We start from the raw sequence: 23,980 nt of genomic DNA, 5'->3' as shown, positions 1-23,980 counted from the left end.
GTTTTCACCTAAATGGCAGCAGTAATGGTCGGCCAATTCCACGCCCGTGACGCCGAAGGCCGCATCTACCCCGTCCACGAGTTCCAAGAGTCGACCCTCCAAGTCGACGGCAGCACATTGGGCGCGCCAATCACCACCTATCGCCTGGCCATCGGCGATCGGGTCAACCACCTGGGCGAAAACCGTTTCGAGCTGGCACAGACCGGCGTCGAGATCATTCGTATTCCTTGATGCAATCCACGGTGTAGCGACCGTTTTCGTTCTGCAGGCCATGCACGTCGGCGACGAATCCGGGGAAGCCATCGTTGAACGCCCGGGCAAATGCCAGGTAGTCGAGTATCGAGCGGGTCGCTTCGGTGAACCGCTCTCCCGACATGATCAACGGAATGCCCGGCGGATACGGCACCAGCATCACCGCCGCCACCCGCCCCAGTAGTGCCTCGATCGGTACGGCCTCCACTTCGCCGCGCACCATCTGGTCATACGCCCGGGCCGGGCTGACAGCCACCTCCGGCAAACGCGTGAACAGCCGCTTGAGCTGCTTGGCCGTGGCATTGGCGCGGTAGCATTCGTGCAACTGGTCACACAGGTCGCGCAAGCCTATCCCCTGATAACGTGAGGCATCGGCTGCCACCACACTGGGCAGGCAGGCGCTCAACCGCGTGTTGCCATCGTAGTGGCGCTTGAACTCCAGCAACTCGGTCAGCAAGGTGCTCCATTTGCCCTTGGTGATGCCCATGGAGAACAGCACCAGGAAGCTGTACAGGCCGGTCTTTTCCACCACCAGCCCACGTTCCCAGAGAAATTTGCTGACCACCGCTGCCGGAATACCCTGCTCGCCCAGCACACCGCCTGCGCTCAAACCGGGCATGACCAAGGTCACCTTCAGCGGGTCGAGCAGCACGTAGTTGCCCGCCACCTCCCCAAAACCATGCCACTCTGCCCCTGGTTGCAGCAGCCAGTCCTGCGCGGCCAGGTGCTGGATGCCTTCTGCCGTCGGCGGCTGCCAGATGCTGAACCACCAGTCGGCGGCAGCGATGTGCGTGCGCAAATTGGCCAGCGCGCGGCGAAAGCTCAGCGCCTCGTCGAACATTTCTTGCAACAGCGAGCGCCCGGCCGGCCCTTCCATCATGGTCGAGGCCACGTCCAGGGACGCCAGGATGCTGTACTGCGGCGAGGTCGAGATGTGCATCATGAACGCTTCATTGAAGCGGTCCCGGTCCAGCTGGCGCCTGGCGCCGTCCTGCACATGAATCATCGACGCCTGACTGAACGCCGCCAGCAACTTGTGGGTGGAATGGGTGCTGAACACCAACGGGCTGTCGGCCGCGCAGGCCGTGCCCATGGCGTAGCGCCCCTCGAAGAATTCATGAAACGCCGCATAGGCGAACCAGGCCTCGTCAAAGTGCAGCACCTCGACGCTGGCACCGAGCGTCTGCTTGATCAGCCCGGCGTGATAGCACAGGCCGTCGTAGGTGGAATTGGTCACCACCGCCAGCTTGATGCGCTGCCCGCGGTCACGGGCCAGGGGGTTGGCCTGGATCTTTGCCTGGATCGAAGCTGGGCTGAATTCACTGAGCGGAATCGGGCCGATGATGCCCAACTCATTGCGTTCCGGGCAAAGATAGATCGGGATGGCCCCGGTCATGATGATCGCGTGGACCACCGACTTGTGGCAGTTGCGGTCCACCAGCACCAGGTCATCACGGCCGACCATGGCGTGCCAGACGATCTTGTTGGCGGTGGAGGTGCCGTTGATCACGAAGAAGGTGTGGTCGGCACCAAAATTACGCGCGGCCCTGGCCTCTGCCTGGGCCAGCGGGCCGGTGTGATCAAGCAACGAACCCAGCTCCGGCACCGAGACTGACAAGTCCGAGCGCAGGGTGTTTTCCCCAAAAAACTGGTGGAAGGCCTGGCCTACTGGGCTCTTGTGATAGGCCACGCCGCCGCCGTGGCCCGGTGTATGCCAGGAGTAATTGGATTGCGCGGTGTGCTGCACCAGGGCTTTGAAAAAGGGCGGCAGCAGGCCGTCGAGGTAGCTGTGGGCAGCGCGGGCCACCTGGCGTGCGAGAAACGGCACGGTGTCTTCGAACAGATACAGAATGCCGCGCAGCTGGTTCAGCTCGCTCATGACCTCGGCGGGGGCGTTCTCCAGGGTGACCTGTTCGCCCAAGGCGAAAATCGGCAGGTCTGGCGCGCGCAAGCGGGCCAGGCGAATCAGCTCGGCCATGTTCTGCAGCAGGTGGGTGTTTTCGCCCACGCCTTCGGCTGCGATCAGCATGCAGGCAAGGCCGTGGTGGGTGGCGGCGACCAGTCGCGCTTCGGCGTGGTCCGCTGCGGCCAAAATGGCAAAGCCATCCTGGCTCAACTCTTCGGCAATCCCCCGTATGCGGTCACCGGCGACGCTGTCGGCCTTGATCGCACGGTGGACGATGAGGATGGGGAACTTGAGGTCCTTGTACATCAGGCAACTACCTCTGAAGGACATGTGTCCTTTTCAGGGTAGTTGCAGGTGCGGCCTTGTGTGGTGAGGTTTAGCCCGCAGAGGCCTCGGTCAACGCCTGCCACATCGAAGGCGCCCCGGCCGACTTGGCGATTGCCGCCAGCCGCTCGGCATGCGCCTCGAGCTCTTCGGCACTTGCCATGATCACCCGCCCGGGCGCACGGCCGGCAATGCGGCGAATCTCGCTGCCGCCACTGCCCTGCCCTTCGTTATCACCTTCAGCGCCGTTGCCAGCCAGCGACAGGCTGGTCTGGCCACCGGTCATCGCCAGGTAGACGTCGGCCAGCAGTTCCGAGTCGAGCAAAGCGCCGTGCAGCTCACGGCCCGAGTTGTCGATGTCGTAGCGTTTGCACAGGGCGTCGAGGCTATTGCGCTGCCCCGGGTGCCGGGAACGCGCCAGCAGCAGGGTATCGAGGATGGTGCAATGCTGCGAAAGATCGGCGCGGTCGTGCTGGCCCAGCAGGGCGAACTCGTTGTTGATGAAGCCAACGTCGAACGCCGCGTTGTGAATGACCAGCGTGGCGCCCTGGATGAAGTCGAAGAACTCCTCGGCGACCTCGGCGAACCGTGGCTTGCCGATCAGGAAGGTGTCGGTGATGCCGTGAACACCGATGGCGCCTTCGTCACTCTCGCGATCGGGTTGCAGGTAGACGTGGAAATGCCGCCCGGTCAGGCGACGGCCAATGACCTCGACACAACCGATCTCGATGATGCGATGGCCTTCACTGACCGGCATACCGGTGGTTTCGGTATCGAGAATGACCAGGCGTTTATCTTGCTGCTGCTCCACGCGGGGGCTCCCACTTGCTTCAGTGACAAAAGTGACAAAGCCGGGGATTGTACCCCAGCTCAGCGCGCGGCGCGCACCTCATCCACCCCACGGTTGGCCAGCTGGTCGGCGCGTTCGTTGCCCGGGTGGCCGATGTGGCCGCGCACCCACTTCCAGCTCACCTTGTGCCGGTTGACCTGTTCGTCGAGCAACTGCCAAAGGTCGGCGTTTTTCACCGGCTCCTTGGCGGCGGTCTTCCAGCCGCGCTTCTTCCAGTTGACCATCCATTCGTTGATGCCCTTCATCACGTACTGCGAGTCGGTGGTCAGCACCACCTCGCATTCACGCTTGAGCGACATCAGGCCCTGGATCGCGGCCATCAGCTCCATGCGGTTGTTGGTGGTCTCGCGTTCGCCGCCCCACAGTTCCTTCTCGACGCCCTTGTAGATCATCAGCACGCCCCAGCCGCCAGGGCCCGGGTTGCCCTTGCAGGCGCCATCGGTAAACATTTCGACGCTATCGCTCATGTACCACTCTTGTTCAGTGCTTTTCAGAATCAGGATTGGCCGCCGTACGGTTGACCTTGGCCAGCGGCAGCGGCAGCAGTTTGCCCATGGGTTCGCGGCGCTCCAGGCGCAACGGCCGCAGGCCGACCACCATCTTGCGCGCCACCAGCAGGTAGACGCCGCCACCCGAGGTTTGCCAGTTGCCTGCCGCGCGTTCCCAGCCCGCCAGGCGTTGCTGCCAGGCCGGCGAGGCAAGCGGCGGACGATAGCACCCGAAGCGGCGTTTCTCCAGCGCGAAGCCCAGCAGGTTGAGCCAGTCGCCCACCCGCGAAGCCGAGATACAGCGCGCCTTGCGCAGGGCGCCATGGCTGAACAGGTGGCGCATGCCCCACCCGCTCCAGGGGTTGATACCGACGATCAGCAGATGCCCACCCGGGCGAACGGCGCTGGCGGCCTCGCGCAACAGGCCATGGGGTGACAGGCTGAAGTCCAGGCCATGCTGCAGCACCACCACGTCGGCGGCGTGCTCGCTCAACGGCCAGGCTTGCTCCTCACAGACGATCTCCACCCCCGGCAGCGGTGCCCCGAGGCGCACGTTGCGTTGCACCTGAGGGGCGCTGGGCGGTGCTTCGGCGCAGGGCCCATAGTGCACAAGGTAACCACCGAAGAAGCGCCCGAGCTCTTCTTCCAGCAGTTTTTCTTCTTCCTTGAGCATCAGTTGCCCGAGCGGGCCGTTGAACCACTCACGGGCCAGGCTGATCAGCTCGACCCAGTCGGGGTCGGCCTGGGCAAAGGCTTGGTCGGTCATTGCGTTCTCCCTCGAAGGTTCTCGCGCCACGCCATCGCGGCTAAGATGCCCTCATGTCCCACGCTTGGCGATACGGATCCGCACCATGATACAGATCGATGCTCTCCCCGCTTTCTCCGACAACTACATCTGGTTGTTACAGGATACTGCCAAACGCCGCTGTGCGGTGGTCGACCCTGGCGATGCCGGCCCAGTGGAAGGATGGCTGGCAGCCCACCCCGACTGGGTGTTGACCGATATTCTGGTCACCCACCACCATAACGACCATGTCGGCGGTGTCGAACGGCTCAAGCAACTGACCGATGCCAAGGTCTACGGCCCGGCCAACGAGCGCATCCCCGCCCGCGATGTAGCGCTGGCGGACGGCGATGAAATCACGGTACTGGGCCTGCCCTTCCAGGTCATCGGCGTGCCCGGGCACACCCTTGGCCATATCGCCTTCTATTCGGCGCAACCGCCAACGCCCCTGCTGTTCAGTGGCGATACCCTGTTCGCGGCCGGCTGTGGGCGCATGTTCGAGGGCACCGCCGAACAGATGCACCCGTCGCTGCAGCGCCTGGCCGCCCTGCCCGAGCACACCGAGGTGTATTGCGCCCACGAATACACGCTGAGCAACCTGCGTTTTGCAAAAGCCGTCGAACCGCAAAACCTGCACGTTCTGCAACGCTTCGACGAGGTTACCCAGCTGCGCGCCGAAAATCGCATCACATTGCCATCAACGATCGGCTTGGAACGCCTGACGAACCCCTTTATTCGCACGGCTGAAACATCCGTTAAACAAAAAGCAGACGAATGGAAGGGACATTCAAACACCACGCATGTCGCTGTTTTTGCTGCCTTGAGGTCTTGGAAGGACACCTTCTGATAACCTCAAGATATATCGCATGTGCGGCACAACGGTTGACCCGGCGGGTAGAGGTTTCTAGAATCGCCGAAATTTTTCGCCCGGAAACCTGTCCCAGCCGATGCCTTCCCGTAGCCGCAGAACCTCTCATTCCGTCGCCCTGACGCGCCTGGCCCAGATCAGTGCGCTGGCCCTGGCCGCCACGTTGGTGGGCTGCCAGAGCACCCGTCAGCTAGACGAATCCGATAGCGTTCGCGCGCACAACTACCAGGCGCGGATCAAGCACAAACCGGCACCGCTGCTGGTCAAACCGGCCGAGCAGGCGCCGCAGGACGTGTGGGAACGCATGCGCCAAGGCTTCGCCCTGCAGGACAGCATCGACGTCAACCCGCGCATCGAACAGCAGCGCCTGTGGTTTGCCAGCAACCCACGCTTCATCGAAAGCGCGGGCGAGCGTGGCAGCCTCTACCTGCATTACATCGTCGAACGCCTCGAAGAGCGCGACATGCCGCTGGAACTGGCCCTGCTGCCAGCCATCGAAAGCGCCTACAACCCGATGGCTTACTCGCGTGCCCATGCAGCGGGCATGTGGCAGTTCATCCCGTCCACCGGGCGCCACTTCAACCTGCGCCAGACCAATTTCTACGACGGCCGCCGCGACGTGACCGCGTCGACCAACGCTGCACTGGACTACCTGAGCCGCCTGCACGACATGTTCAACGGTGACTGGCTGCTGGCCCTGGCGGCCTACAATGCTGGTGAAGGCACCGTCAGCCGTGCGATCGAACGCAACGAACGGCTCGGCCTGCCGACCGACTACTGGAACCTGCCACTGCCGCAGGAAACCCGCGACTACGTGCCCAAGCTTTTGGCCCTGTCGCAGGTGGTGTCCACGCCTGACGCCTATGGCGTCAACCTGAACCCGATCGCCAACGAACCCTACTTCGAGGCGGTGGCCATCAATGATCGCCTCGACCTGTCGCGCGTTGCCGCCTTTGCCGACATCGACGAAGACGAACTGATCCAGCTCAACCCGGCCTTCAAGAAGCGCATGACCGTGGACGGCCCCCAGCAGCTGCTGGTACCGACTGCCAAGGCGCAATTGCTGTCCGCCAGCCTGTCCAACCTCAAGCCTGAGCAATTGGTCAGCCTGCAACCGAACAAGGCCGTGTTCGCCCGCGCCGTGGCCGAAGCCAAGGCACCCGCGACGACCGCGCGCAGCTACCGGGTAAAACGGGGCGACAACCTGGGCAGCATCGCCAAGGCCAACCGCGTGTCGGTCCGGGACATCAAGCGCTGGAACCGCATGTCGGGCAACAGCCTGAAGGCAGGCCAGGTATTGGCACTGCGCGGTGGTAATGCGCCGAGCGCCGCGGGCAACCGGGTAGCGGCGTCATCGCAGCGTTCAACCCAATACAAGGTGCGCAAGGGCGACTCGCTGTACCTCGTGGCCAAGCGTTTCAATGTCGAGATGAAGCACCTAAAGCGCTGGAACCCGCGCAGCGGGCATGCGCTCAAACCCGGTCAGACGCTGACTGTTTACCTGTCGCATTGATGTAACGCCAGGGGCCGCGCTGCGGCCCTTTCCGACCAGTCCGGCGCCCCGGCAAGGCCGCTCCTACAGGTACAGCGTTACCTGCACTGGGCTTTCCCGCCAATACCGCCAAAACCTCTCTTTTTCCAACCCCACCAAGCTGTTACTGTACTCGATCAAAGCCCAACGCCTCTGGATCGGATGCCGACTTGATACGTCCCCTCCTGCTGTCAATCAGCCTGGCCTTGAGCTTTCCCGCCGTCGCGATGGTGAGCGAAAGCCACGGATACGCGCAGTTCGGCACGCTCAAGTACCCAGCCACATTCACCCACTTCGACTGGGTCAACCCGCAAGCGCCTAAAGGCGGCACCTTGCGGGCCATGGCATTCGGTACCTTCGACACGCTCAACCCTTACACCTTCAAGGGATCGAGCCCGATTACCACGCCAAACTTCCAGCAATATGGCATCAGCGAGCTGAATGAGCCGTTGATGATCGGCACCGGGCAGTACGACCCCTCGGGCGACGAACCGACCTCAAGCTACGGCCTGATCGCGCGCTCGGTGGAATACAGCGAGGACCGCAGCTGGGTCGTGTTCAACCTGCGCCCGCAGGCACGCTTCCATGACGGCCACCCGATCACCTCGGCGGACGTCGCGTTCTCCTATCGCACGCTGCTCAAGGATGGCCACCCCCTCTACCGCACCAACCTGCAGGAAGTGCAGCGGGTGGACATACTTGGCCCCTTGCGCATCCGCTTCGTCTTCAAGCGCGCCGGCAACCCGCTGCTGATCCTGCGCCTGGGCGAAATGCCGGTGCTGCCCAAGCATTACTGGCAGGGCCGCGACTTCAAGGCCACCACCTTCGAGCCGCCGCTGGGCAGCGGCCCCTACCGCATTACCCAGGTTGAGCCTGGCCGGCGGCTGGTGTTCGAACGGGTGAAGAACTACTGGGGCAAGGACCTCGCCGTCAACCGTGGCAAGTACAACTTCAAGCGGGTCGAATACGAGTTCTACCGTGACGCCACCGTGGCGTTCGAAGCGTTCAAGGCCGGCGAGTTCGATATCTATATCGAACACCAGGCCAAGAACTGGGCCAATGGCTACAACTTCCCGGCGGTGCGCCGCGGTGATGTGATCAAGGCACAGATCCCGCACCGTATTCCGACCCAGACCCAAGGCCTGTTCATGAACAGCCGCAGGGCCACGTTCAGCGACCCGCGCGTGCGCCAGGCACTGGGCCTGATGCTCGACTTCGAGTGGACCAACCGCGCCCTGTTCAGCAGCGCCTACCGCCGCTCGACCAGCTACTACCCCAACAGCGAATTCGCCGCCAGCGGCCTGCCCACCGGCAAGGAATGGCTGCTGCTGGCACCGTTCCGCGACCAACTGCCCGAAAAGCTGTTCAGCGAGCCCTACAAGGTCAGCCAGACCGATGGCCGTGGCATCAACCGCCAAACCCTGCGCCAAGCCCTGGCCCTGCTCGGCGAAGCGGGCTGGAAGCTCAACGGCCAGCGCCTGGTGGACAGCAAAGGCCAGCAGTTGCGCCTGGAGCTGCTGCTGGTAAACCCGAACCTCGAACGTATCCTGCAACCTTATGTCGAAAATCTGTCCAGCATCGGTATCGACGCACGCTTGCGCACCGTGGACCGCGCCCAGTACAAACAACGCCTGGACCAGTTCGATTTCGACATGATTCTGATGACCCTGAACCAGACCTTGAGCCCAGGCCTAGAACAGTGGCTGTACTTTCATTCAAGCCAAGCCGCGACCAAGGGCAGCAAGAACTATGCTGGGGTCAAGGACCCGGTGGTCGACCACCTGCTCGACACCTTGCTCGCCGCGCGCACCCGCGACGACCAGGTCGCCGCCGCCCGCGCCCTGGACCGCGTGCTTTCATGGCAGTACTACATGATCCCCAACTGGTATCTCGACAATCACCGCCTGGCCTACCGCAACCGGTTCGCCTTTGTCACCACACCGCCCTACACCCTCGGGCTGAACAGCTGGTGGATCAAGCCTTCGGAGAAAGCCAAATGATGCCAACGCACCGCCTGCGCCAGCTGGCCGGCAGCCTGCTGCTCGCGTGCCTGAGCCTGCCCACGCTGGCCGCCCCGCAACACGCGCTGACGCTCTACGACGAGGCGCCGAAATACCCGGCCGACTTCAAGCATTTCGACTATGTGAACCCCGATGCCCCCAAGGGCGGCACGTTCCGCCAGTCCAGCTTCGGCGGCTTCGACAGCCTCAACCCCTTCATCAACAAGGGTGTGTCCGCCGAAAACATCAGCGTCATCTACGACACCCTGATGCGCCAGAGCCAGGACGAGCCGTTCACGGAATACGGCCTGGTTGCCGGCAAGATCGAAAAAGCCCCGGACAACAGCTGGGTACGCTTCTACCTGCGCCCCGAAGCCCGCTTCCATGACGGCCACCCGATGCGTGCCGACGACGTGGTCTTCACCTTCAATGCCCTGATCAAGGACGGCGCGCCGCTGTACCGCCAGTACTACGCCGACGTTGCCGAAGTGATCGCCGAAGACCCGCTGCGGGTGCTGTTCAAATTCAAGCATCAGAACAACCGCGAACTGCCGCTGATTCTCGGCCAGTTGCCTGTGCTACCCAAACACTGGTACGAAAACCGCGACTTCAACCGCGGCAACCTGGAAATCCCCCTGGGCAGCGGCCCGTACAAGGTCGCCGAGGTCAAGGCCGGGCGTACCATCCGCTACGAGCGGGTCAAGGACTACTGGGCCAAGGACCTGCCGATCAACCTCGGTCAGTTCAACTTCGATGCCATGACCTTCGACGCTTACCGCGACACGGCCGTAGCGCTGGAGGCATTGAAGGCTGGGGCGTTCGACTACGCGCTCGAGGTAAGCGCAAAAAACTGGGCCACCGCCTACAACGTCCCGGCGGTCCGCGATGGCCGCTTGATCAAGGAAGAGCTGCCCAACGGCAACCCCACCGGCATGCAGGGTTTCATCTTCAACCTGCGCAAACCGGTCTTCCAGGACATCCGCGTGCGCCAGGCGCTGAGCCTGCTGCTGGACTTCGAGTGGACCAACAAGCAGCTGTTCAACGGTACCTACACCCGCACCGGCAGCTACTTCGAAAACTCCGACATGGCCGCCAGGGGCGTGCCCTCCCCTGACGAGCTGAAAATACTCGAACCGCTGCGCGGCAAGGTGCCCGAGCAGGTCTATAGCGAGGCGTTCCACAACCCGGTCACCGACGCCAGCGGCATGATCCGTGAACAGCAGCGCCAGGCCTACAAGCTTCTGCAGGAGGCCGGCTGGAAAATCGTCGACGACAAGATGGTAGACAAGGACGGCAAGCCGGTGTCCATCGAGTTTCTGCTGGCCCAGACCGAATTCGAGCGCATTCTGCTGCCGTTCAAACGCAACCTCGCCGACTTGGGCATTGACCTGAACATCCGCCGGGTCGACGTTTCGCAATACATCAACCGCCTGCGCTCACGCGACTACGACATGATCGTCGGCGGTTACCCGCAATCCAATTCGCCAGGCAACGAACAGCGCGAGTTCTGGTCCAGCGCCGCCGCCGACAACCCCGGCAGCCGCAACTTCATCGGCCTGCGTGACCCGGCCATCGACCAACTGGTGGAACAGTTGATCAACGCCGACTCACGCCAGAGCCTGATCAACCACGCACGAGCGCTCGACCGCGTACTGCTGTGGGGCTACTACGTGATCCCCAACTGGCACATCAAGACCTGGCGCGTGGCCTACTGGAACCACATCGGGCACCCGAGCGTGTCGCCCAAGTACGACATCGGCATCGACACCTGGTGGATCAAGCCTGGCGTGACCCCAGCCGTCACCGATGCCTCCGCGGGCGAGGCCAACTGAGATGCTGGCCTATATCCTGCGCCGCCTGCTGCTGATCATCCCGACCCTGTTCGGCATCCTGATCATCAACTTCATCATAGTCCAGGCCGCGCCCGGCGGCCCGGTCGAGCAAATGATCGCCAAGCTCGAAGGCTTCGAAGGCGCCACCAGCCGCATCGCCGGCGGCGGCGCCGAAGTCTCGGTGGCCGGTTCCAGCTACCGCGGCGCGCAGGGCCTGGACCCGGCGCTGATTGCCGAGATCGAGCGTATGTACGGCTTCGACAAGTCGCCGCCCGAACGCCTGTGGATCATGATCAAGAACTACGCCCAGCTGGATTTTGGCGACAGCTTCTTCCGCGATGCCAAGGTCATCGACCTGATCATCGAGAAGATGCCGGTGTCGATCTCGCTAGGGTTATGGAGCACCCTGATCATGTACCTGGTGTCCATCCCCCTGGGCATCGCCAAGGCCGTGCGCCACGGCAGCCACTTCGACGTCTGGACCAGCTCGGCGATCATCGTCGGCTACGCCATCCCGGCGTTCCTGTTCGCCATCCTGCTGATCGTATTGTTCGCCGGTGGCAGTTACTTCGACTGGTTCCCGCTGCGGGGGCTGACCTCGAACAACTTCGATGAACTGTCCACCACCGGCAAGGTGCTGGACTACTTCTGGCACCTGGTGCTGCCGATCACCGCACTGGTCATCGGCAACTTCGCCACCATGACCCTGCTCACCAAAAACAGCTTCCTCGACGAGATCAACAAACAATACGTGGTCACCGCCAAGGCCAAGGGCCTGAGCCGCTCGCGGGTGCTGTACGGGCACGTGTTCCGTAACGCCATGCTGCTGGTGATTGCCGGTTTCCCTTCGGCCTTCATCGGCATCTTCTTTACAGGCTCGCTGCTGATCGAGGTGATTTTCTCGCTCGACGGCCTGGGCCTGATGAGCTTCGAGGCGGCCATCAACCGCGACTACCCGGTGGTCTTCGGCACCCTGTTCATCTTCACCCTGCTGGGGCTGGTGGTGAAACTGATCGGCGACCTGACCTACACCCTGGTCGATCCACGCATCGACTTCGCCAGCCGGGAGCACTGACATGGCACTGTCCCCTCTCAACCGCCGGCGCTTCGAGCGCTTCAAGGCCAACCGCCGCGGCTGGTGGTCGTTGTGGCTGTTCCTCATCCTGTTCGGCCTGAGCCTGGGCGCCGAGCTGATCGCCAACGACAAACCGATTGCCGTGCGTTACGACGGCGAGTGGTACTTCCCTGCGTTCAAGCGCTACCCGGAGACCACCTTTGGCGGCGAGTTCCCGCTGGAGGCCAACTACAAGAGCCCGTACATCCGCGAACTGCTGGCCAAGAAAGACAGCTTCGTGCTGTGGGCGCCAATCCCCTTCAGTTACCAAAGCATCAACTACGACCTCAAGGTCCCGGCCCCCGCCCCGCCTTCGGCGGACAACTGGCTGGGCACCGATGACCAGGGCCGTGATGTGATGGCGCGGGTGATCTACGGCTTCCGCGTGTCGGTGCTGTTCGCCCTGACCCTGACCATCCTCAGTTCCATCGTCGGCGTCATCGCCGGTGCCTTGCAGGGCTTTTATGGCGGCTGGGTCGACCTGGCCGGCCAGCGCTTTCTGGAGATCTGGTCGGGCTTGCCGGTGCTGTACCTGCTGATCATCCTCGCAAGCTTCGTGCAGCCCAACTTCTGGTGGCTGCTGGGGATCATGCTGTTGTTCTCGTGGATGAGCCTGGTGGACGTGGTGCGCGCCGAGTTCCTGCGTGGCCGCAACCTTGAATACGTGCGCGCCGCCCGCGCCCTGGGCATGCGCAATGGCGCGATCATGTACCGGCACATTCTGCCTAACGCGATGATCTCGACCATGACCTTCATGCCGTTCATCCTCACCGGCGCCATCGGCACGCTGACCGCCCTGGACTTCCTCGGCTTCGGCCTGCCGGCTGGCTCGCCGTCGCTGGGCGAGCTGGTCGCCCAAGGCAAATCCAACCTGCAGGCGCCATGGCTCGGCATCAGCGCATTCGCCGTGCTGGCGGTGATGCTGAGCTTGCTGGTGTTCATCGGCGAATCCGCCCGCGATGCCTTCGACCCAAGGAAATGACATGAGCGAACATAACCTGATCGAAGTGCGTGATCTTGCGGTGGAGTTCGTCACTGGCGAGCAGGTCAACCGGGTGGTCGACGGCATCAGTTTCGACATTCGCAAGGGCGAGACCCTGGCCCTGGTCGGCGAGAGCGGCTCGGGCAAATCGGTGACCGCCCACTCGATCCTGCGCCTGCTGCCCTACCCCCTCGCCCGCCACCCCAGCGGCAGCATCCGCTACGAGGGCAAAGACCTGCTGCAGCAGAGCGAGAAGGCCTTGCGGCATATCCGTGGCAACCGCATTGCCATGATCTTCCAGGAGCCGATGACCTCGCTGAACCCGCTGCACTGCATCGAGAAGCAGATCAACGAAATCCTGCTGCTGCACAAAGGCCTGACCGGCAAGGAAGCCACCGCACGCACGCTGGAGCTGTTGGAACTGGTTGGGATTCCCGAACCGCGCAAGCGCCTCAAGGCCCTGCCCCACGAGCTGTCGGGTGGGCAGCGGCAGCGGGTAATGATCGCCATGGCGCTGGCCAACGAGCCAGAACTGCTCATTGCCGACGAACCCACCACCGCGCTGGACGTGACCGTGCAGTTGAAGATTCTCGACCTGCTCAAGGAGCTGCAGGCACGCTTGGGCATGGCGCTGCTGTTGATCAGCCATGACCTGAACCTGGTGCGGCGCATTGCCCACCGCGTGTGCGTGATGCAGCGCGGGCAGATTGTCGAGCAGGCGGATTGCGCGACGCTGTTCAGTGCACCGCAGCATCACTACACGCAGATGCTGATCAATGCCGAACCCAGCGGCCAGCCTGCCCACAACCCAGTCGGCGCGCCGTTGCTGGAGGTGGATGACCTCAAGGTCTGGTTCCCCATCAAGAAAGGCTTCTTGCGGCGCACCGTGGACCATGTGAAGGCGGTGGACGGCATCAACTTCAGCTTGCCCCAAGGGCAGACGCTGGGGATTGTCGGCGAGAGTGGCTCGGGTAAGTCGACGCTCGGGCTGGCCATCTTGCGCTTGATTTCAAGCCAGGGCGGCATTCGCTTTCACGGCCAGGACCTCGCAGGGCTGAACCAGAAGGCAGTACGCCCGCTGCGGCGAGAGATGCAGGTGGTGTTCCAAGACCCGTTTGGCAGCCTCAGCCCACGCATGTGCGTGGCAGACATCGTAGGTGAAGGGTTGCGGATTCACCGCATCGGCACCGCTGAAGAGCAGGAAGCGGCGATCATTGCTGCGTTGGAGGAAGTGGGGCTGGACCCACGGACACGGCACCGCTACCCGCATGAGTTCTCGGGCGGGCAGCGCCAGCGCATTGCGATTGCCCGGGCGTTGGTGTTGAAACCGGCGTTGATCCTGTTGGATGAACCCACCTCGGCGCTGGACCGCACGGTGCAGCGGCAGGTGGTGGAGTTGCTGCGCAGCTTGCAGCAGAAGTACAACCTGACCTACCTGTTCATCAGCCATGACCTGGCAGTGGTCAAGGCGCTGAGCCATCAGTTGATGGTAATCAAGCAGGGGCAGGTGGTAGAGCAAGGGGATGCGCAGGCGATCTTCCACGCGCCGCAGCATGCGTATACGCGGCAGTTGTTGGAGGCGGCATTTTTGGAAGTTGAGACGGCGGGCTAGGTTTCGGAGCGTTGTTTGATCCTCAAGGCATACGCCTTCCACTGTAGGAGCAGCCTTGTGCTGCGAAGAGGCCCGTGACCCCACCGGGAATCTTCAGCGCTGCCACCGGCCTCTTCGCAGCACAAGGCTGCTCCTACACCGATCGCGCATGACCGGAGGGGCACCATTGCGACCTCCCTCCCTACCGATCTCGGCACACGCTATATATTTTTGTATACATCGTTGTAACCCCCCGTAAACAACGCTAGGATTCCCCGCGGTTGGCTATCTGCCATCCTGCTATCTCTTTTTGCGATCGCTGACTGATCACGCCCTGGGGAGGTCGTGGTCGGTTAATTTCGCCTACCGCTATATACAACAATATATAACGTCGCCAGGCCCGCCACTGCCATGGCCGACCCAGGAGCAGTAATGAAGCCGCTAACACCGCGCACCGTGATGGTTGCCGTCGCAGCCCTCGGTGCTCAACCCGCTGTCGCCGAACAGAACAACACCTTCAACCTCGGCGAAATCCAGATCTCCGCACCACGGGACGAAACGCTGTCCACGGGTGGTAGCGTCATCGACTTGAAAGACATTCGGCTGCACGACCGCGAGACCGTCGGCAGCGCGCTGACATTGGCCCCTGGGGTCAACCTCGGTTACATCGGCGGTCGCGCCGAGCAGGTGGTATTCGTGCGCGGTTTCGATCGCTTGCAGGTGCCGGTGTTCATCGACGGCATTCCCACCTACGTGCCTTACGACGGCAACATCGACCTGGGGCGTTTCACCACCTACGACCTGTCACGCATCCAGGTGGACAAGGGCTTCGCCTCGCTGCTGTACGGCCCCAACACCCTGGGTGGGGCGATCAACCTGGTGACCCGCCGCCCCACGCAAGCGTTCGAGGGCGAAGTGGGTGGGGGGCTGGAGCTGACCGATCACGGTAACGTGAATGCCTACCGCAGTTACGCCAACGTGGGTTCCAACCAGGGCCTGTGGTGGGTTCAGGGCGGCGTGTCGTATGTCGATTACGACTACACCCTGCTGCCCGATGACTTCAAGCCGACCAACAACCAGCAGGGCACGGGGCGGCGCGAGAACAGCAACCACCGCGACAGCAAATTCAGCTTCAAAGTGGGCTTCACCCCCAGTGAAACCGACGAGTACGTGCTCGGCTACGTTCAGCAGGAAGGCAGCAAGGGCCAACCGCCGTATGCCGGCGACCTGCCGACCACCGGCCAACGTGCGCGCTGGTGGGAGTGGCCGCGGTCGGACAACACCAGTGTCTTCATCGCCACCAAGACCGGCTTTGGCGAGCACGCCCTGAAAACGCGCGTGTACCACGACACCTTCAAGAACTCGCTGGAAAGCTTCACCTATCGCAATGGCGTGGTCGGCGCTTTGCAGCCGGGCTTCCCCAGCAAATACGATGACGAGAGCAGCGGCTTTTCGGTGGAAGGCGACCTCGCCTTGAGCGAGGCCAACCGCCTGGGCATTGCCTATCACTTCAAAGACGATGTGCATCGCTCGCGTGATGGCGCCAACCCCCAGACCCACTTCCGCGACCAGACTCAATCGATTGCCCTGGAAGACACCCTGCGCCTGAACGACATCTTCAGCGTGGTGGGCGGCGTCTCGTACAACTACCGCAAGAGCCTCGATGCACAGAACTATGGCACTAACGCCAGCTCGCCATCGCAGGCCACGCGCTATGACGAACCCACCGGCAGCAACGACGCCGTCAACGCGCAACTGGGCCTGTTCGCCAATACCAACCCGCTGCTGGGCACCCACGACGACGGCCAACTGCGCCTGACCGTGGCACGCAAAAGCCGCTTCGCGACTATCAAAGACCGCTACTCGACGCGCTTCGGCACGGTGATCCCGAGCCCCGACTTGAAGTCTGAGCGGGCGACTCACTATGAGCTCGGCTACAGCGGCCAGATCGCCCCGCAATGGAAGCTGGACGCCGCGCTGTTCGTGGCCAACATCGAGGACTCCATTCAAAACGTCACGGTGCCCGCGCAACCTAACTGCGCCGCGCCCTGTGGCCAGTACCAGAACATTGCCAAAGCGCGAAACCAGGGTGTGGAGCTTGGCATCAACGGCGACCTGGGCAACTGGGAATTGGCGGCAAACTACACCTGGCTCGACCGCGAGAACCTCAGCGACCACGACCTGCACCCTACCGACACCCCACGCCACAGCGCGTTCGGCTCGGCCTCGTGGCATCTGGGTGACTGGCAACACACTGCCAGCGTGGAGGCCGCATCGCGTCGCTACAACACCTCGGACGGCAACCAGATGGCGCCCGGCTACGCGGTGTACAACCTCAAAAGCGGCTACCGCTTCAGCAACGATGTGCTGATCGAGGGCGGCATTCGCAACCTGTTCGACCGGCTGTATGAGTACAGCGAGGGCTACCCTGAAATGGGCCGTCAATACTTCGTGCAATTCAATGTGCCGCTGTAACCGCTGGCTGGCGGGCCTGCTGCTGACGGTCAGCACGCTGCTGAACGCCGCCCCGCAAACCGTGGTGGTCATGACCAGCTACCCCGAAGAGGTGATGATGCGGATCGAGGATGGCTTTGCTCAAGCCCACCCGGGCTATCGCCTGCACATCCTCTGGCGCCAGGGCTTCGATGCCCTGCCCTATCTGCTGCAAGCACAGCAGGGCGGTGTCGATGTCTATTGGGCACCGTCGCCGGGCAACTTCGCCCGGCTGGCGAAAGCCGGTAGCTGGCAACCCCTGGGGATCAGCCTGAAGGGCCTGCCGGCACAGATCGGTGGTTTGTCATTGCGTGACCAACGCCAGCTGTACCAGGCAACCGAGCTCGCGGGCTATGGCTTTGCCATCAACGCCACGTCACTGGGCGAACTGGGGGTTCCGGTACCAAGGGATTGGCCAGACTTGCTCGACCCACGACTGCGCGGGCGCATTGCGCTGCCAGACCCAGGCCGGGTCGGCTTTGCACCGGTCCTGCTGGATATCGTCCTGCGTGCCTATGGCTGGGAACGTGGCTGGGCCCTCTGGAGTGAACTGGCCGGCCAGGCGCGCCTGGTAACGCGGGGTGGCACCCTGGTCAGTGATGAAGTGACCAGCGGGCGTGCAGCAGTCGGGTTGTCGATCGATTTCTTTGTCGCCTCGGCCAAGGCCAATGGCGAGCCGGTGGATTTCATCTATCCGGCGCTTGGCGGCCTTAACCCAGCCTTCATCGCTATTACCGCCCACAGCCAGGCATTGGCGGGTGCCCGAGCGTTTGCGCAGTTCGTGCTGTCGGAAGCAGGCCAAGGGCTGCTGGCCGATGCCGATATCCGCAAACTGCCCGTGCGCCCCAGTGTCTATCGGCAGTTGCCGGCGGACTACCATGACCCGTTCGTTGCTGCGGGCCTGGGTGCCTATGACTATGGCAACGGCAGCTCACGCGAACGCCTGGCCTTGATCAGCTCATTGTTCACCCACTGGCTCGGCATGCCCCATGAAGCCTTGGGCGAGCTCTGGGCTCGGCTGCACGCGGCCGAAGACGCTGGGCTGGACGTCACCGCCATACGCCAACAGTTGACCGCACCGCCCCTGGATGCCGAACACGCCGAGGCGAAGCCCTTACTGGCACTGTTCGCGGCGCGCCAGGACCAGGGCATGACGCAAGCGCCGGCCACCGACGCGGACGAACTCGGCCGCCGGGAAATCAGCTGGCAGTTCCAGGCCGCGCTTCACCGGGCAGAGGCCGCCCGTTTGCTCGATGGTTTGGGGCAATGACTGCCGTGCGCGCCGCTTGGTTAACGATGGGTGTGCTGACGAGCCTGCTCGCCAGCGCCGCGACCACGCACACGGCGGCCAACCGTGAAGCCTACGCCCAACCGTTCAGCGGGCTGGACGAAGGCCAACTGGAACGTTTCTTCCGCGGGCGCAGCCTGTTCCGCCAGGCCTGGGTGGTTGCACCGTCCCGAGACGAGGCGGTGGATGGCCTTGGGCCGCTGTACAACCGGGTGTCGTGCATCGCCTGCCACCCCAAGAACGGCCGCGGCCAGGCACCTGAACACGGGCAGCCGATGCGCAGTATGTTGCTGCGCTTGTCCCTGCCGGGGCACGACGACCATGGCGGGCCAAAGCCGCACCCCCTCTACGGCGATCAGCTGAACGACCAGGGTGTGCCGGGCGTGCCGGGTGAAGGGCGCGCCCATGTGCACTGGGAGGAGCAGGCGGTGCCGCTGGGCGATGGCGAAACCGTCATGCTGCGCAAGCCGCGTGTCGAGCTGCGTGAGCTGGCTTATGGGCCATTGGACGCGGTGTTAACGTCGGCACGCGTAGGTTCGCCGGTCATTGGCCTTGGTTTGCTGGAGGCTATCGATGAGCGCACCCTGCACGCCATGGCCTCCGAAGCCAAACCAGATGGCGTTACGGGGCAGGTCAATCAGGTGTGGAGTGTCGAGCGACAACGCACCGAGGCAGGCCGCTTTGGCCTCAAGGCCAATCAGCCGGACCTGCGCCAACAGATCGCCCACGCCATGCTAGGTGATCTTGGCATCACCTCCCCGCTCGCCCCGGTGCAGAACTGCACGCCCCCTCAACAGGCCTGTGCCCACGCGGCGCACGGCGGCGAGCCGGAGCTGGACGCCCTGCAACTCGGCGACCTGCATTTCTACCTCGCTCACCTGGCCGTACCGGCCCGTCGACAACAGGCCGAACCTGCGGTCATTGAGGGCGAAAAACTGTTCGCTGCCAGTGGCTGCACCGCCTGTCACCGCCCCGAGCTGATCACCGGCACACACCCGCTTTATCCCGCCCTGACACAGCAACGCATCGCGCCGTATACCGACCTGTTACTGCACGACATGGGCCCCGGCCTGGCCGATGGCCGTGAAGACTATCTCGCCAACGGCCGGCAGTGGCGCACGGCGGCGCTGTGGGGGCTTGGCCTGAGCGAACGGATTACCCCCGGCAGCGGCTATCTACACGACGGCCGAGCGCGCACCCTGGAAGAAGCGATTGTCTGGCATGGCGGTGAAGCAGAAGTGGCCCGGCAGCGCTATGCGGCGCTGGGCAAGGGCGAGCGGCAGGCGATACGTGCGTTTCTTGAATCTTTGTAGCGCTTGCAAAAAAACCACAGTCCGCACGACAATAAGATTCATTACCACTCGCGAACCATTCCATCACCATGCCCGCCAACGATCTATCCCTGCGTAGCGCCGTCAATGATCTGTACTGCGAACATCACGGCTGGCTCAATGGCTGGCTGCGCAAACGCCTGGGCAATGCGTTCGATGCCGCCGACCTGACGCAGGACACCTTCGTGCGGGTGATCAAGGCACGCAGTGCGCTGGATATTCGCGAGCCACGCCCCTACCTGTCGCGAATCGCCAAGGGCCTGCTGATCGATCTGTTCCGACGGCGCTCACTGGAGCAGGCCTACCTGGAGGCCTTGGCTAGCCTGCCGGAGGCGTTGCAGCCTTCGCTGGAGGAACAGGCGATCCTGTTGCAGGCACTGGTAGAAATCGACCGCCTGCTGCAAGGGCTTGGCCCGAAGGTGAAGCAGGTGTTCATGCTGTCGCAGTTCGACGGCCTGACCTACCCGCAGATTGCCGAGCACATGAACATCAGCGTGCGCAGCGTCAACAACTACATGGCCAAAGCCATGGAGCATTGCTGTTTGATGCAGTTGCAACTGGCATGAGCCTGTCGCCCGCCGAGTTGAACGCCATCAGCGTCGCCGCGCGCTGGTACGCGCGGCTGCACTCCGGCATCGCCACCGACGCCGACCGCAGCGCCTGGAACGACTGGCTGGTTGCCGACCCGGCCCACCGTCAGGCCTGGCAACGCATGGCCGCCGTGGGCGAGCAGATGGCCGGCGTGCCCAGCGCCCTGGCGGCCCCTGCCTTGCGCGGCGCCGAGCGCTCTCGGCGCCAGCTGTTGCGCAGTGTCGTGATACTGGTGCCGGCCACTTCGCTGGGCTGGCTGGGTTGGCGCAGCGACACCTCGCAACAACTGCTGGCTGACTACCGCACCGCTGTGGGTGAACGCCGCGCGTTTCGTTTGCCCGATGGCGGCTCGCTGCTGCTGAACACCGACACGTCGGTGAACCTCATGTACGACGGCCAGCAACGGGTGCTGGAACTGTTGCGCGGCGAAATTCTGGTCACCACGGCGGCCGACCCCGCGCAACGGCCGTTCATTGTGCGCACCCGGCATGGCCAGGTACGGGCGCTGGGCACGCGTTTTCTGGTTCGCTCCCAAGCCTTGGAGGGTGACGTGGCCGTGTTCGAGAAGGCGGTGGAAGTGAGGGCATCCAGCGGTGCTTTGGCAGTGCGTGTGGAAGCTGGGCAATCCATTGCGTTTTCTGACCGTTCGGTAGGGGCAATACGGCGCAATGACGCCTCTGTAGGGGCCTGGCAACAAGGCAGCATCATCGCCCTGGATCGCCCTTTGGGCGAACTGCTGGCGGACCTCTCACGCTATCGCACCGGGGTGCTGCGCTGTGATCCACGCATTGCCCAGTTGAAGGTCTCTGGCGCGTTCCCCATCGATGACACCGACCGGGCATTGGCGGCACTGGAAACCGGGTTTGCGCTGCGCGTCACGCGCTACAGCCGTTTTTGGGTCACCGTATCGCCGCCCCCTTCCCCAGCGGGCTGAAAAAACTTTCGCGGGTTTTGCACTTTTCTTACACGACGTTCGGCTCATCCCCCAAAGGGTTCTATTGATCGTTTTCAGGGGGAGGATAGGTATGTCTGCTGTGTTCAAGCGTGGTCGTCTGGCGACTGCAATAAATGTCGGGCTGTTGGCGGCAACCACCGCCGGCGCCTGGCCCATGACGACGAATGCAGCGCCGCAGCCGACGCAGCAAAATGCCGTCCGGTCGTACAATATTGCGGGGGGCAGCCTGACTGAAGTCCTCAGCCGCTTCGCCAGTGCAGCGGGCGCTGCGATTTCGTTCGATGCCCGGCAAACAGACGGTTTGCAGAGCCCCGGACTCAAAGGTGCGTTCGGTGTCAGCGAGGGCTTTACCCAGATTCTGGCAGGCAGCGGCCTGCAGGCCGAGCCGCGGTCAAACGGCACTTATGTGCTGCAGGCGGTGCCGTCGTCGGGCTCGGCGCTGGAGCTGGGGGCCACCAACATCACCAGCCAGGTGCTGGGCGCAACCACTGAGAACAGCGGCTCGTACACCACGGGCGCGGTGACCATCGGCAAGGGCGAGCACTCGCTCAAGGAGACGCCGCAATCGGTCACGGTGATGACGCGCAAGATGATGGACGACCAGAACCTGTACACCATCGATCAGGTCATGGAAAAGACGCCCGGCATCACCGTGTACGACTCGACCATGGGCGGCAAATACTTCTATTCGCGCGGGTTCCGCATGTCGGGCCAGTACCAGTACGACGGTGTGCCGCTGGACATGGGCAACCTCTATGTCCAGGCCGACAGCTTCAGCAGTGACATGGCCTACTACGACCGGGTCGAGGTGTTGCGCGGCGCAGCCGGCATGATGAAAGGGTCGGGCGGTACCGCTGGCGGGGTGAACTTCGTGCGCAAGCGTGGCCTGGCGGCGGCGCATACCGACATCACCCTGTCCGGGGGCAGTTGGGACAACTACCGCGGGCAGCTCGACACCGGTGGGCCGCTGAACGCAGCCGGCACCTTGCGTGGCCGGGCAGTCGTGGCGGAGCAGAGCCGGCATTACTCCGTCGACGACGCCAACCGCAAGGACCAGGTGTACTACGGCGCCCTCGACGTCGATGTCAGCCCCGACACAAGTTTGGGCCTAGGCGTTGCCTACGAGGACGTGGATGCCAACCCGTGCTGGGGCGGCCTGCCACGCTACCGGGACCGCAGCGATCTGAACCTCAGCCGCTCGACCTGCCTCGACCCTTCGTGGAATACCTGGCGCAGCCAGCGCACCACGGTGTTCACCGACCTCACCCACCAGCTCGACGAAGACTGGAAGCTCAAGGTGGCGAGTGTTTATACAAAGAACACCCAGGACATCAAGTACGCCTTCGCCTCCGGTGCGGTGACCCCCGGCATCGACACCACTGGCATGCTGGGCAGTATGTATGACTATGACCAGGTCGATTACGGCCTGGATGCCTATGTGGATGGCAAGTTCGCTGCCTTCGGCCAGCAACATGAACTGGTGCTGGGCATGAACGCCAGCCGCTCGAAGAAAGATGACTTCTACTCGGTGGCGTTCCTTGCGCAACGGCAGAACGTGTTCAACCCCGATAAGTTCATCCCTGAGCCAGATGACAGCTACTTCATCGAGCACTCGTCGCGCGGTGGCCCGGTCAAGTCCGTGACCACACAAAAAGGCCTCTACTCGACCCTGCGCCTGAAACTGGCCGACCCGTTGACCCTGGTGATGGGGGGCCGGGTGAGTTGGTATAACGCCGAGACCGATACCGTCTTCATCGACACCGCCACGCCGCCGCAGCACTCCAACGCCCGCGAGACCGGGCAGGTCACGCCCTTTGCCGGCGTGCTGCTGGACCTGAACGAAAACCTGACGGCCTACGCCAGCTACTCGGACATCTTCACCCCGCAAGGCAGCTACCGGGACGAACAAGGTTCGGCGCTCAAACCGCTGGTAGGCCAAAGCTATGAACTGGGGATCAAGGGGGCCTGGTTCGACGGGCGTTTGAACGGTGCCTTCAACCTGTTCCGCACCATTCAGAAGGACCAGGCGCAGACCGACTACAACTCGTCGTGCCCCTCCTCGGATGGCTATTGCTACGTGAACGCCGGCAAGGTCCGCGCCCAGGGTTTCGAGGCTGAGATCAGTGGTGAAGTCATCGAGCGCCTGCAATTGCTGGCGGGCTACACCTACACCCAGACCAAGACCCTCGACGATATCGACACCAGCCTGAACGGCGCGGCGTTCAACAGCTATGTGCCTCGGCACGTGCTGCGCCTGTGGGGCGAGTACGCACTCGGTGGCGCTTTTGAGCGGTTCAGCCTGGGTGCCGGGGTGAATGCGCAGAGCGATAACTTCCGGGTTTCGCCTGCCAGTGGCGAGAAGATCAGCCAGGCGGGGTACGCGGTGTGGAATGGCCGGATCGGTTACCGGATCGACGATACCTGGTCGGTGGCGGTTAACGGCAACAACCTGTTCGACAAGCGTTATTACGCCAGTATCGGGACGGAGACGTTTGGTAATTATTATGGGGAGCCGCGTAATTTCATGGTGTCGGTCAAGGCCAGTTTTTGATGTGAGGGTGGGTGGCGGTAGATTGAGATAGGGCCGCCGGGTGCATGGCGATGGATTTGCAGAGCCTGTCAGATCGAGCGCCGCCCGCGCGGCGCATCGCGAGCAACGCTCGCTCCTACGTTTGTTTCGGGCCAGTGAGGCCTGTGAAGTCTGCGCGCGACCGCCTTGTTTGTCCGACTCGATATCAAGGTGGGCACCAAGGGGCCGCGCGCCCATGCCTCAGGAATAACTGGCCCGAAACAAATGTGG

Annotated in this window: 18 protein-coding genes; 14 read left to right on the top strand and 4 right to left on the bottom strand. The window is 63.1% G+C overall.

Annotated features, from left to right (window positions below):
• Positions 1–12 precede the first annotated feature (12 nt).
• On the top strand, positions 13–231 hold the full coding sequence (locus tag MFF34_RS14975) for a hypothetical protein (RefSeq protein WP_027592824.1): 219 nt from the start codon (positions 13–15) through the stop codon (positions 229–231).
• On the opposite strand, the gene MFF34_RS14970 is transcribed toward MFF34_RS14975, so the two are convergent.
• From MFF34_RS14970 to MFF34_RS14955, 4 genes are all read right to left on the bottom strand, one after another.
• Entirely contained in the window at positions 215–2,464 is a 2,250-nt protein-coding gene (locus MFF34_RS14970) for an Orn/Lys/Arg decarboxylase N-terminal domain-containing protein (RefSeq protein WP_238215085.1), read from the bottom strand. The two genes, MFF34_RS14975 and MFF34_RS14970, sit on opposite strands and share 17 nt — an antisense overlap.
• A 70-nt stretch (positions 2,465–2,534) precedes the next feature.
• Positions 2,535–3,293, bottom strand: coding sequence for a DNA polymerase III subunit epsilon (gene dnaQ / locus MFF34_RS14965; protein ID WP_027592826.1), 759 nt, complete (start codon positions 3,291–3,293; stop codon positions 2,535–2,537).
• Between the two features lie 59 nt (positions 3,294–3,352).
• On the bottom strand, positions 3,353–3,799 hold the full coding sequence (gene rnhA / locus MFF34_RS14960; RefSeq protein WP_027592827.1) for a ribonuclease HI: 447 nt from the start codon (positions 3,797–3,799) through the stop codon (positions 3,353–3,355).
• A 13-nt stretch (positions 3,800–3,812) separates the two neighbouring features.
• A complete protein-coding gene (locus MFF34_RS14955; protein ID WP_027592828.1) occupies positions 3,813–4,586 on the bottom strand; it encodes a class I SAM-dependent methyltransferase in 774 nt (257 codons plus the stop codon).
• A gap of 85 nt (positions 4,587–4,671) precedes the next feature.
• Here MFF34_RS14955 and gloB point away from each other — a divergent pair, with 85 nt between their 5' ends.
• The 13 genes from gloB to MFF34_RS14890 all read left to right on the top strand — a co-directional run bounded on the left by gloB (position 4,672) and on the right by MFF34_RS14890 (position 23,731).
• The gene (gloB, locus tag MFF34_RS14950; RefSeq protein WP_238214957.1) at positions 4,672–5,451 is read left to right on the top strand and encodes a hydroxyacylglutathione hydrolase; all 780 of its coding nucleotides are present in this window, start codon (positions 4,672–4,674) and stop codon (positions 5,449–5,451) included.
• Between the two features lie 100 nt (positions 5,452–5,551).
• Positions 5,552–6,985 (top strand): lytic transglycosylase domain-containing protein, encoded by a 1,434-nt coding sequence (locus MFF34_RS14945; protein ID WP_238214955.1) that lies wholly within the window; start codon positions 5,552–5,554, stop codon positions 6,983–6,985.
• 188 nt (positions 6,986–7,173) lie between these two features.
• Entirely contained in the window at positions 7,174–9,003 is a 1,830-nt protein-coding gene (locus tag MFF34_RS14940) for an extracellular solute-binding protein (RefSeq protein ID WP_216642501.1), read from the top strand.
• Entirely contained in the window at positions 9,000–10,835 is a 1,836-nt protein-coding gene (locus tag MFF34_RS14935) for an extracellular solute-binding protein (protein ID WP_238214953.1), read from the top strand. Before MFF34_RS14940 ends, MFF34_RS14935 begins: the two co-directional genes overlap by 4 nt.
• Before the next feature lies 1 nt (position 10,836).
• The gene (locus tag MFF34_RS14930) at positions 10,837–11,910 is read left to right on the top strand and encodes a microcin C ABC transporter permease YejB (protein WP_027592833.1); all 1,074 of its coding nucleotides are present in this window, start codon (positions 10,837–10,839) and stop codon (positions 11,908–11,910) included.
• Between the two features lies 1 nt (position 11,911).
• Positions 11,912–12,931: an ABC transporter permease gene (locus MFF34_RS14925; RefSeq protein ID WP_027592834.1), complete on the top strand. Its 1,020-nt coding sequence runs from the start codon at positions 11,912–11,914 to the stop codon at positions 12,929–12,931.
• A 1-nt stretch (position 12,932) separates the two neighbouring features.
• Positions 12,933–14,543, top strand: a complete 1,611-nt coding sequence (locus MFF34_RS14920) for an ABC transporter ATP-binding protein (protein WP_027592835.1) — start codon at positions 12,933–12,935, stop codon at positions 14,541–14,543.
• A gap of 411 nt (positions 14,544–14,954) precedes the next feature.
• Positions 14,955–16,997, top strand: coding sequence for a TonB-dependent siderophore receptor (locus tag MFF34_RS14915; protein ID WP_027592836.1), 2,043 nt, complete (start codon positions 14,955–14,957; stop codon positions 16,995–16,997).
• A complete protein-coding gene (locus MFF34_RS14910) occupies positions 16,984–18,285 on the top strand; it encodes an ABC transporter substrate-binding protein (RefSeq protein ID WP_238214950.1) in 1,302 nt (433 codons plus the stop codon). The genes MFF34_RS14915 and MFF34_RS14910 overlap by 14 nt, the downstream gene beginning before the upstream one ends.
• Positions 18,282–19,616: a di-heme oxidoredictase family protein gene (locus MFF34_RS14905; protein ID WP_238214949.1), complete on the top strand. Its 1,335-nt coding sequence runs from the start codon at positions 18,282–18,284 to the stop codon at positions 19,614–19,616. The genes MFF34_RS14910 and MFF34_RS14905 overlap by 4 nt, the downstream gene beginning before the upstream one ends.
• Positions 19,617–19,684: 68 nt before the next feature.
• A complete protein-coding gene (locus tag MFF34_RS14900) occupies positions 19,685–20,200 on the top strand; it encodes a sigma-70 family RNA polymerase sigma factor (protein ID WP_238214948.1) in 516 nt (171 codons plus the stop codon).
• Entirely contained in the window at positions 20,197–21,159 is a 963-nt protein-coding gene (locus tag MFF34_RS14895; protein ID WP_238214947.1) for a FecR domain-containing protein, read from the top strand. The genes MFF34_RS14900 and MFF34_RS14895 overlap by 4 nt, the downstream gene beginning before the upstream one ends.
• Before the next feature lie 91 nt (positions 21,160–21,250).
• Entirely contained in the window at positions 21,251–23,731 is a 2,481-nt protein-coding gene (locus MFF34_RS14890) for a TonB-dependent siderophore receptor (RefSeq protein WP_238214942.1), read from the top strand.
• Positions 23,732–23,980: the final 249 nt, after the last annotated feature.

It is taken from the genome of Pseudomonas sp. PAGU 2196 (assembly GCF_022179005.1).
GTDB classification, from domain to species: Bacteria; Pseudomonadota; Gammaproteobacteria; order Pseudomonadales; family Pseudomonadaceae; genus Aquipseudomonas; species Aquipseudomonas kermanshahensis.
The sequence above is the reverse complement of the archived record's forward strand: the minus strand, read 5'-3'. Positions and strand labels throughout refer to the sequence as shown.